This is a genomic window from uncultured Microbulbifer sp. (assembly GCF_913055755.1).
GTDB lineage: Bacteria > Pseudomonadota > Gammaproteobacteria > Pseudomonadales > Cellvibrionaceae > Microbulbifer.
In genome coordinates this window covers 1-9,649 of the sequence record NZ_CAJXKH010000121.1, presented here as the reverse complement: position 1 = coordinate 9,649, position 9,649 = coordinate 1, and the positions used below count along the sequence as shown (strand labels likewise).

The following is a 9,649-nucleotide window of genomic DNA, read 5'->3' as shown; positions in this document are numbered from 1 at the left end:
CGTCTTCCTCGCTCATTTCCGGCAGCGAGTAGATGCGGTCGCGCTCCTGCTTGATTTCCCACAGGCGGGTGTCACCCATGATCACCGCGTCGACTACCGAGTACTCCTCGAACGCAAACTGATCCTGGCTCAGGATGCCCAGGGTGGTGCCGGGAGCCATGGACACATTGCCGGAAGTCGGCGCCAGCGCCCCGCTCAGGATCTTCATAAAGGTGGACTTGCCGCAGCCATTGGCCCCGATCAGGCCGTAGCGGTTGCCGTTGCCGAACTTGGCAGAGATGTTTTCAAACAGCGGCTGGGCACCAAACTGCATGGTGATGTTCGCGGTGGTGATCAAGAGCGTATTCCCGGGGGCTTTCAGGTGGGCGGTATTGATGAGGTCCGCCAGCGCACAGGCGTACGGCGGGCCGCGCACTATAAGGGCTTGGGGGCAGGGTGTCGAGGAAAGAGTACGAAAATCGTACAGGTTGAGGCGTGCCGAGGGGTTTATTGAACCGGCTGGTCAGCCGGCTCCTTTCATGCAGACATAAACCGAGTTCGTGGAGTCGCCACTTAGAAACGGGTTGTAGAAAGAAATAACATGGGAATCCACCGTGTCAAAAACCGTCTTTAACAAAGCCTCGAAGCGCTGCTCCGGAAGATTCTGCGACCACATCGCGAACACGCCCTTGGGCTTCAGCTGCTCGGCCATAAGCGCCAGGTTTTCGGTGGTGTAAAAGCTCGCGTTAGCCGCGTTCAGGTATTCGGTCGGGGAGTGATCGATATCCAGGAGAATGGCATCGAACTTCCTTCCTGGATTTTCTGGATCAAAGCCGGTGCCGGGCACTGTGGCCAGATCGAAGAAGCTGCCATGTACATAGCGATTTCTGGTGTCCGCATTGAGGATTTTCCCCAGCGGTACCAGCTCGTCTTTGTGCCAGCCAATGACCGTATCCAGCGCGTCCACCACCAGCAGCTCAGCTATGCGCGCATCTTTTAATGCGGCAACGGCGGTATAACCGAGTCCCAGCCCGCCCACCACAACATCGAGCTTGTCGCCGTGAACCGCAGCCAGCCCGAGTGTAGACAGCGCCTCTTCCGCCTCCACGAACATGCTCGACATCAAGAACTCTTCGCCAAGCTTTACTTCATAGATATCTCTGTCGCCGAGCGCGGGGATTCGCCGCCGGCGCAGGGAAATTTCACCCAGCGGCGAGGGTTGGCTGTCGATTTCTTCAAATAGCAGGGACATGATCGATTCGTCCTGATGTAAGCGATTGGGCGCAGTTTACGCCTCTTTCTGGATGTGCGGACGCAGGAACGTCATATAGTCCGCTTTGCCAATCGGCGCGCCCATCTGGCGCAGCATGGCGTAGACGGTGGTGATGTGGAAGTACAGGTTGGGCATCAGGTAATCGTTGACGTACTGGTGTCCGGAAAACTCGCAATAGGCACCGGGGCCGAGTCCGATACGCTTTACTGTATCCAGCTGGCTGTCGTCCACCTTGATACCCTCGACCATTTTTCGGGTGTCGGTAATGTGCGAGCGCGCCTGGGCAAAGGATTCGACCTCGGGGCTCAGGTTATCCACCGGCTGGCCGGCGCACCACTGCGCAAAGCCCCTGGGTTGGTTGCACATAAACACAACCTGGGCCCCGAAAGGCAACATGTCATCCGCCAGGCGCTTCTGTACCAGAGCGTCGACATCTTCCACAAATTTTTCGCCGACGGACAGGAGGTGGTCGAGCACGTCCAGTCGTGTGGTGAAAATGCGCTTGATCTCTAAAATCTGCTGGTTTGGCATATTGGTCTCTTGTTGTGGCATGGCAGGGCCGGTGTGCCCCGGAATAAACCTTTACTGTAGTTAAATTGCCGATAATGCACTTTTATCAGCATCTACAATGGCTTCCGGGATTTCTTTAGCGCTTGCACAATAAAATTAACCGCAAGGGCTGTGGCGAGAAGTGGCAACCACCAGTCGGTATAGTCCTTTCCCGGGTTTTTGGGCTGGCTGTCGATGTCGCTTTTTTGCTCGGTCAGAATTGCTTCTTTTAAAGCGGTGTTTTCAGGGGCCTGGGTGGTTGTGTCCTTCCCGGCTTGCAGTGACTCGGCACTGGCGCTGGTTTCTCTTGTATGCGCCAAGTTGAGGGAGTTCTCGCTGGCTGGCAGAGGCTTGGCGGGAGAGTATTCCGACAGTGCCGTGGGCGCAATTTCTCGCCGGCTTGAATCGGGGATCGGTTGGGGGGCAATGTCCCCGGCAAACTCCGGGAATGGCACAATTTCGTCCAGTGAGGATCCTTTCTGGATACGTTTGATATAGTTTTCCGCGCTGCCGGTATTGGTGGCGGTGTGCTGTCGCTCAGTGAGCAGGCTTGCCAATCGGGTGTAGTCATCCTTCTCCATGGCAATGCGAAATCGTCCGTCACCGAGCCATTGGTCGCCGACGAAGTAAGGTCGGGTAGCTTCCGGATTGACGAATACGAGTTTCCACTCGGCGCCTTCCTGCTGTGGAACCGGTGCGGCTTCCTCTGGTAGTTGTAGCAAGTAAAGATATGGTTCGAGTGCGCGATAGAGCAGCACAAAGCCCTGGCGGTCAAAATTGCCACCATACTCCGAGGGGCTGGCGGGACGTTGGTAAATGATGTGGCCGCTAGCAGTCGGCTGTACTATGGAGACAGTGCGCTCGAAATCAAAAGGCGCTTCATCGTCTTCCGCCTCGGCGCAGAGTGAGGCGCTGGCAAGTATCAGGGCAAGTATGCTTATAAAGCTTTTCATTTTGTGATTGGCATCCATGCTGGTTTCAGTCCTGCGACGTGCAGCTGCAGGAAAAGTTGGCTCTTCTCTAGTCTGTGTGCTTTCGGTAAACAATAAAAATGACCAGGTCTTCCGGGCCGATCTGGCGCAGCCCGTGCGAACTTCCCGGACGCGTGAGAATGGCAGTACCCGGCCCAACTTCAGACTTCTCCCCATTCATCGTCAGTTCACCACTGCCGCTGACTACATAGTAAATCTCATCCTTGTGCTGCTCGTGATAGCCGATGGCCGATCCCGGGTGCAGTATCCGCTTCTTGAATACCAGGTCCATGGCTGGCACATCAGAGAAAAATGGGAAGCCGGTGGTCTCACCACCACCTTTGTGTGGCCCGGATTGCGGCTTGGCTATATCAGATTCCTGTTCAATTACAAAACCATCGCTGTCAGGTCTTGTTGCCGATGCGATACTGGTCAGGCTGTATACGCTCGCCAGTATCCCTGTGAACATGGAGATCGTTATTATTGTTTTCATATTTACTCTGGGCGTGGCCGTTAAATATTTTTTGGTGTCTCAAATTCCCGTCAGAGTGCGTAGCGGGCAATATAGTGCGCAATATCCATCAGCCGTGACTTGCCACTAAACTCAAACCGCACCCGACCCAGCGCAGAAAAATACAGCTCCAGCTCGCTGTCGATATCGAAGGTTCCGGAGGTCTCGACCGAGTAGGCGACGATATTCTTGTAGGGCAGGGACGTGAAGTCCTTTTTACTGCCGGTGATGCCTTGTACATTCACCGCGATAATGCGCTTGCTGGTAAACACGATGCCGTCGCGCATGGATTTGAAGGAATCCAGTACTTCCTCCCCCTCGAGCAGCAACGGTGCCACCTTTTCGGCATAGCTCGGGTTCTGTTTGAGTTTGAACAGGCCCTTGTTTTCAAAATCGATCATTGGTTGGCGTTTTCTTCTGAGAGCGATTTCCAGAGAATGCCATATCTTTGGCGCGGTAAATAGCCTGAGTACATGTTACCTAGCATCAACACACTCAACGACAATCAGAGTCTCCAAATTCATCGGGACAATCTGTATTGCGTCACAGTGGCGGTTTGGTCATTTGGGCACTATACGGCACACAGGAAGGATTCAGGTCGGCACAATGTCGGTTGATAGAAAAGGAAAAGCACCATGCCCGGTACCGTACGTTTGCATCGCGTCCTGCGCGCACCCGCAGAGCGTGTATATCGCGCCTTCATCACTCCCCAGGCGATGGCGAAATGGTCGCCTCCAGATGGTTTCTACGCCACCTACGAGCATCTGGAGCCCAAGGTGGGCGGAACCTACAAGGCCTCTTTTACCAACTTCACCACCGGCGAGAGCCATTCATTTGGTGGGGAATTCACCGAGCTCGTCGAGAACGAACGGCTCTGCTACATCGATACATTCGACGATCCCAATATGCCCGGTACCATGAATGTCACCGTCACTCTGAAGACCGTGTCCTGCGGTACCGAGCTCACCATCGTACAGGAAGGGATACCGGACATGATTCCGGTGGAGATGTGCTACCTCGGCTGGCAGGAGTCCATGTCCGCACTGGCCCGCCTGGTGGAACCGGAAATCAATCAGTAACAAGCATCCATATCAGCAAGCAAGTTGCCCAAGGAGAAATCGTGAAAAACTTCCTCGCCATGTATCTCGGAGAACCGGACTCAATGAAAGGATGGGAAGACCTGTCCGAAGACCAGCGCCAGCAGCGTATACAGGAGGGCATGGCCGCCTGGGGCGGCTGGATGGAAAAGCACAGCGACATCCTCGTCGCAGAGGGCGGCCCACTGGGCAAAACCAAGCGCATTGACTCTAGCGGTATCAGCGATGTGCGCAACAATATGACCGGCTATGTGATCGTAAAAGCAGAAAGTCACGAAGATGCGGCCAAGCTCTTCGAAAATCACCCACACTTCGCCATCTTTCCCGGCGACTGTGTGGAAGTGATGGAGTGCATGCCGATTCCCACGCCGTAAATCCCGCTACCACCGGGCAATCTATTGTTCGGTGGTAGTTAACCCATCGAGCAGAATGCAGGTGCGCTGAAAATGATCAAACTATACGGAACACCACCCACCCGAATATTGCGCGTGATGTGGCTGCTGAATGAGCTGGGGCTGGAGTATGAAATGCACCCGGTGGATCTCATGAAAGGAGAGGGGCACAGCAAAGAATTCCTCGCCCTCAACCCCGCCGGCAAAGTCCCCGTGCTGGTGGATGGCGATCTCGTACTTACGGAGTCCGCCGCGATCCAGCTCTACCTGGCCGAGAAGCATCCGGAAGCGGGCTTTATTCCGGAGTCACTGGAAGACCGGGCGCAAATGTATCGCTGGATGTTCTTCCTTATGACCGAAATCGAACAGCCGCTGTGGCGCATAGCCCGGCACACCTTCATTTACCCGAAAGACAAGCGGCTGCCGCAGGATATAGAGCTGGCGAAGCAGGACTGCCGGGCGATGGTGGATGTGCTGGAGCAGCATATGCAGGGACGCGAATACATCGTCGGCGACCGGCCTAGCGTGGCCGACTTCAATGCGGCATATACACTCGATTGGGTAAACGGTGCAGGGCTGCTCGACGGCGCACCGCGACTTAAGGAATACCTGAAGTTTATGTATGCCCGGCCGGCGGCGCCCGTGAGTATCGCCGAGGGACTTGCAGCAATGGATATGTAGGAGGCAGGGGAAAGCCGTGTTCAGTTAGGCTACGTTTCGGTTATATCCAAATGTCCTGAACCTTGTGCCACTTTTATCTGTTTTTCAGTGGTCATCGCCAGCAGATTCATCGCGTGCCGGCGCAACTCGGCCCTGAGGGTCGTCGGCCTGAGAATTTCAAAGGCAAACGGCAGTCGCACCAGCTGCGACGCGAACCACGTTAGGCAGCCGGTGTGCGCACGCCATAGCACCGCACCCTGTTTAGGCGTAAGCAGGCCCAGTTCGTCCCCGAGCACCGCGCTGGCGTTCGCAAGGTCTGTATGCAGCAGTAGTTCCACTTCAATACCGGATTCCATACCCGAAAAACTGTGGGTGAGATAAGCGGCAGCATCAAAGTCCTGTGGCCGCTGAAACGGGATATCCAGCGCACGCAACTGCTGTATACGGTCGAGGCGAAAGGTACGGAGATCGCTGCGCAGGTGGCAGTGGCCTACCGCGTACCAGCGGCCGTAGCGGAACACCAGGCCGTAGGGGTCGAACTCGCGCCGGGTCGCCCCGTTGCTGCCACTGGTGTAGTCGAACACGGTGCGGCATCGGCTCTGGGTGGCGGCGGCCAGGGTGGCCAAGGTGGCCAGTGTGCCGCTGTCCGGGGGCGATCTCGGTACCAGGTCCAGGGTGACACTGTCGCCGAGTGCGCGCAGTTGCTGTTTCAGCTTCTGCGGCATCACCCGCTCGAGTTTCGCCTGGGCGCTGGCCACGGCGGTAGAGACTTCGCCCACACTGAGGCTGCGCGCCGCCAGCAGGCCGAGAGAAATGGCCAGCGTTTCCTCATTGGTAAACATCATCGGCGGCAGCTTGTAGCCGGACACCAGCCGGTAACCGCCGTGGCGCCCGCGTTCCGCCGTCAGTGGAATACCGATCTCTTCCAGAATCGCGATATAGCGGCGCAGCGTGCGGCCGTCCACCCCGAGCATCTGTGCCAGTTCGCTACCGCTGGCATTACCGTGGATCTGCAGCAGCTCCAGCAGTGCCAGTACCCGCGTCGTCGGATTCGACATAACTTGCAGCCCGCTTCTTTTATTAGGACGGAATATAGCCTAATTAATAGCTACAGTGTGCGCATTCGGATCACAACCATTCCCCAACAAGCAAACAGCTACGGAGAGCAGCTATGAGCGATGAAGTAACCCTCTACACAAATCCCCAATCCCGCGGACGCATTGCACGCTGGATGCTGGAAGAAGTGGGCGCGCCATACGAAACCGAGGTGCTCGAATACGACGGCAGCATGAAAGCCCCCGCCTATCTGAGAATCAACCCGATGGGCAAGGTGCCGGCCATCGTACATCGCGGCCAGGTAGTGACCGAATGCGCCGCCATCTGCGCCTACCTTGCGGAAGCCTTCCCGCAAGCCTGCCTGGCTCCACTGCCCGAAGAGCGTGCCAGTTATTACCGCTGGCTGTTCTTTGCCGCAGGCCCGCTGGAATCCGCAATTATCGACTCCAAGACTCTGGGGGTAGAACCGGATGCACAGAAACAGAAAATGGTGGGCTATGGCAGCTACGCCCAGGTACTCGATAACCTGTCGAACTGGTTGAAGCAACACACCTGGATCACCGGCGAGCGCTTTACCGCTGCCGACGTCTACGTGGGTTCACAGATCGCCTGGGGCGTGCAATTTGGCACCATTGAAAAGCGTATCGAATTCATTGATTACGCAAAGCGGGTCACGGCGCGCGAAGCCTACCGTCGCGCGTCGGAAAAAGATGACGCACTGGTGGCAACAACCTCGTGAAGTAGACATGCCTGGCCAGCGACAACCCCAAGTTTTCGCTGGCCAGGCAATATAATGATTCGGCGAAAATAAAGAATCATCTCCCCCTATCAAAAAAGCTGAAAATGTTTAAAAAATTATGGCCGGGCTTTTATTTTGGAGGAGGGAGTTATGACCTATACGCTACAGGAGTTAGTGTTGGTTACATTGACGATAACTTCGTTAATCGGGTTTCCATTTTTGTGTGCGTCATTCAAGATTCCGCGGAAAAATGAAGAAAGGGATTTTTTTACGGAATCCTGAACGGTATCATTTTCCAGGTACGCTTTGGCCGTATCCTGCATTTTCTCGTTGGCAAGGCTGACCATCCATTGCTGCGCAGCCACTTGTGTCGTTTTAAAGCCCCCATTGAAAATCTTGCCGACTTTAGGGGATGCATCGGATTTGTTGAGCTGAACTATTTCAGGCGCGTTAATGGATACGATTCCTTCTTCATTGTTCACATCAATACACCAGTTCCAATCGCCTTCGATCTTGTAGCCGAAGTTAAAAGGATACTTCCAGGTGTAAATTGCCTCCCATTTTCCTTTCTGAGGGCCAATATCTTCTTCTTTCATGTAGTAGGTGAATTGGTTTTCCACCTTCATAAAGGTGAATTCCGTTGCTTCGGAAAGCATCGTTGAATTGATCGAAATCCTTCCTTTTTCAATCTCTTTAGTGTAACTCTCTTCCAGGTCTTGATTCTTGTCCCACAGTGAATAGCAAAAAACCCCAAGTAAAACAGTGGCGATTCCAAGAATAATACGATCCATGATTTCAATCCTTATTGAGTTATTGTTGGTTGGTTGATTCTTCTATCTCAAGGCACAAAGGTAGCTCCATATAAGTGTGATCCACGACCCGACCAAACGGCGACTGCAACGTGGACTTTCTGGTGCGCTGCGCAGTAAAGCCCAGTCGCTGATACAGGTCCTTCGCGCGGGGATTGGTTTCGGCCACGTCCAGTGCAGCAACCGGGAACTTGTGCTGCCGGGCGGACCGTAGCAATTCCGCAATCAGTGCGCCGCCGATGCCTCGCCCGCGATACTCCTCCGCCACGCCGAGGTGGTAGATCACCGCCGCTCCGGCCTTGGGCGGGCTGATGACCATTTCGGTGCGCAGTCCGCGAGCCACGGTACGCACGGCGGCGAGCGGTGAATAGAAACGCACGATATCGCGGAAGGCCGCAACAGTGAAACGCAGATTCTGTGTGCTATTGCGCAAGGCACCAACCGCCACCACCTCACCGTCGATCACCGCGGCTGTATGCTGGCGGTAGCCAAACTCCGAATCACCGCGAACAAACGCGTGGCGAAGAAAGTCCCGCGCCTGCTGTGCGTCGTTATCGCAAAAGGCATAGTCGAATGCGGCTGGGCCGGAGCTGTAGATTAGCGGTACAGCGATATCCGCGTCTTGTGCGCGACAGGGTCGGAAATTTGGTTCAGGCATCTGTTGAATCCCGGTTTAGCGCACATTGATTGGAGAGTTGGTTCTCGTGGTTAAATGTTCTGTATTGCCTGTAAATGCAGGGGAAGGTCACCCTGAATTTAGCTGGATCCGGGACCTTATTGCTCAGTGCTTTCTAAATAGTGATGATGATCTTCTCGGCTAAAAAATAACGTTGTACCTTTAGGGATATTTTCGTATCCAGAAACAAATGTAATAAGGATACTTGTTTCGTTTGGGCTCACCATTACACCTGTTGTTCTGTTGGGGTTAATTATATTCAAAACTTTATCCCAGAGAACTAAGGTGAGCTGGAAATCATCGTCAGAAATTTCTCTATATGCGACAGTAACCGCTCTTTTATCTTTCGGCCACCTTGGGTGATGAATAGAAGCGGAGGCATTATACATTGATTTCCCTTCGACCTCGCCATGCGAGAAGGAGCAGCCTCGAGGGTGATACACGTAATACTCATACTTAATGTTACACACATAATGCGAGTGATCCGCTAAACTTTCAGGCTCTATAGTTGGTACATTCGAACAGCCTGATCCTAGAAGAAAAAACATAGCCGATAGCAATTTTATTTTCATGAAGCCAACCCTTATCTAATATTAATTCTTTGCATAGGACTAGGGGCGGGACTTACACTTGACACATCGGTGTAAATTATAAGGTTTGACCCCAGTGCTTTTCTTGCATGTGCGCAACTCTCCGCAAACTCTGACCAGTTTTTGGTGAGGGTAAACTCCTATCTTCCCTTAACGTTGTTCGCGAAGGTTGCCAATCGATCGCACAATTCATCATTTGGAATGGCCCCTTCAGCAATATGATTCGCCGAGGCGGCTATACAGAGGCTCGATGCACCTATGAATCTCGACATGACATTGCCTAACGCCCAGCGTTGGCAGTCGCTCTGCCGCTGCTTGTATGGCCTAATTCCCCAAATATTCGGTAA

14 protein-coding genes are annotated in these 9,649 nt (G+C 54.1%); 4 read left to right on the top strand and 10 right to left on the bottom strand.

Annotated features, from left to right (window positions below; genetic code table 11):
• The 6 genes from QZ511_RS15375 to QZ511_RS15350 form a co-directional block, all read right to left on the bottom strand.
• The coding region (locus tag QZ511_RS15375) for an ATP-binding cassette domain-containing protein (RefSeq protein ID WP_295803678.1) at positions 1-337 on the bottom strand (337 nt) is incomplete at its 3' end.
• Positions 338-502: 165 nt separating this feature from the next.
• Complete coding sequence (locus tag QZ511_RS15370; RefSeq protein ID WP_295803675.1) at positions 503-1,231, bottom strand: spermidine synthase; 729 nt, start codon at positions 1,229-1,231, stop codon at positions 503-505.
• 36 nt (positions 1,232-1,267) lie between these two features.
• The gene (locus QZ511_RS15365) at positions 1,268-1,783 is read right to left on the bottom strand and encodes a DUF1993 domain-containing protein (protein ID WP_295803673.1); all 516 of its coding nucleotides are present in this window, start codon (positions 1,781-1,783) and stop codon (positions 1,268-1,270) included.
• Between the two features lie 92 nt (positions 1,784-1,875).
• The gene (locus tag QZ511_RS15360; RefSeq protein ID WP_295803671.1) at positions 1,876-2,772 is read right to left on the bottom strand and encodes a hypothetical protein; all 897 of its coding nucleotides are present in this window, start codon (positions 2,770-2,772) and stop codon (positions 1,876-1,878) included.
• Between the two features lie 49 nt (positions 2,773-2,821).
• A complete protein-coding gene (locus QZ511_RS15355) occupies positions 2,822-3,265 on the bottom strand; it encodes a cupin domain-containing protein (RefSeq protein ID WP_295803669.1) in 444 nt (147 codons plus the stop codon).
• Between the two features lie 50 nt (positions 3,266-3,315).
• Complete coding sequence (locus tag QZ511_RS15350) at positions 3,316-3,684, bottom strand: PH domain-containing protein (RefSeq protein WP_295803667.1); 369 nt, start codon at positions 3,682-3,684, stop codon at positions 3,316-3,318.
• Positions 3,685-3,918: 234 nt separating this feature from the next.
• On the opposite strand from QZ511_RS15350, the gene QZ511_RS15345 reads away from it, so the two are divergent.
• The 3 genes from QZ511_RS15345 (at position 3,919) to QZ511_RS15335 (ending at position 5,453) form a co-directional block, all read left to right on the top strand.
• Positions 3,919-4,362, top strand: coding sequence for an SRPBCC family protein (locus QZ511_RS15345; protein ID WP_295803666.1), 444 nt, complete (start codon positions 3,919-3,921; stop codon positions 4,360-4,362).
• A 41-nt stretch (positions 4,363-4,403) separates the two neighbouring features.
• Positions 4,404-4,754 (top strand): hypothetical protein, encoded by a 351-nt coding sequence (locus QZ511_RS15340; protein ID WP_295803664.1) that lies wholly within the window; start codon positions 4,404-4,406, stop codon positions 4,752-4,754.
• Positions 4,755-4,826: 72 nt separating this feature from the next.
• Complete coding sequence (locus QZ511_RS15335) at positions 4,827-5,453, top strand: glutathione S-transferase family protein (protein WP_295803662.1); 627 nt, start codon at positions 4,827-4,829, stop codon at positions 5,451-5,453.
• Between the two features lie 29 nt (positions 5,454-5,482).
• Here QZ511_RS15335 and QZ511_RS15330 read toward each other — a convergent pair whose 3' ends face one another.
• Positions 5,483-6,490 carry a YafY family protein gene (locus QZ511_RS15330; protein WP_295803660.1) on the bottom strand — a complete coding sequence of 336 codons (1,008 nt, stop codon included), beginning with the start codon at positions 6,488-6,490 and terminating at the stop codon, positions 5,483-5,485.
• Between the two features lie 113 nt (positions 6,491-6,603).
• Here QZ511_RS15330 and QZ511_RS15325 point away from each other — a divergent pair, with 113 nt between their 5' ends.
• Complete coding sequence (locus QZ511_RS15325; RefSeq protein WP_295803658.1) at positions 6,604-7,227, top strand: glutathione S-transferase family protein; 624 nt, start codon at positions 6,604-6,606, stop codon at positions 7,225-7,227.
• Between the two features lie 155 nt (positions 7,228-7,382).
• On the opposite strand, the gene QZ511_RS15320 is transcribed toward QZ511_RS15325, so the two are convergent.
• The 3 genes from QZ511_RS15320 to QZ511_RS15310 form a co-directional block, all read right to left on the bottom strand.
• Positions 7,383-8,018 carry a hypothetical protein gene (locus QZ511_RS15320; RefSeq protein WP_295803656.1) on the bottom strand — a complete coding sequence of 212 codons (636 nt, stop codon included), beginning with the start codon at positions 8,016-8,018 and terminating at the stop codon, positions 7,383-7,385.
• Between the two features lie 19 nt (positions 8,019-8,037).
• Positions 8,038-8,694, bottom strand: a complete 657-nt coding sequence (locus tag QZ511_RS15315) for a GNAT family N-acetyltransferase (RefSeq protein WP_295803654.1) — start codon at positions 8,692-8,694, stop codon at positions 8,038-8,040.
• A gap of 116 nt (positions 8,695-8,810) precedes the next feature.
• Positions 8,811-9,101 carry a hypothetical protein gene (locus tag QZ511_RS15310; protein ID WP_295803652.1) on the bottom strand — a complete coding sequence of 97 codons (291 nt, stop codon included), beginning with the start codon at positions 9,099-9,101 and terminating at the stop codon, positions 8,811-8,813.
• Between the last annotated feature and the right edge of the window lie 548 nt (positions 9,102-9,649).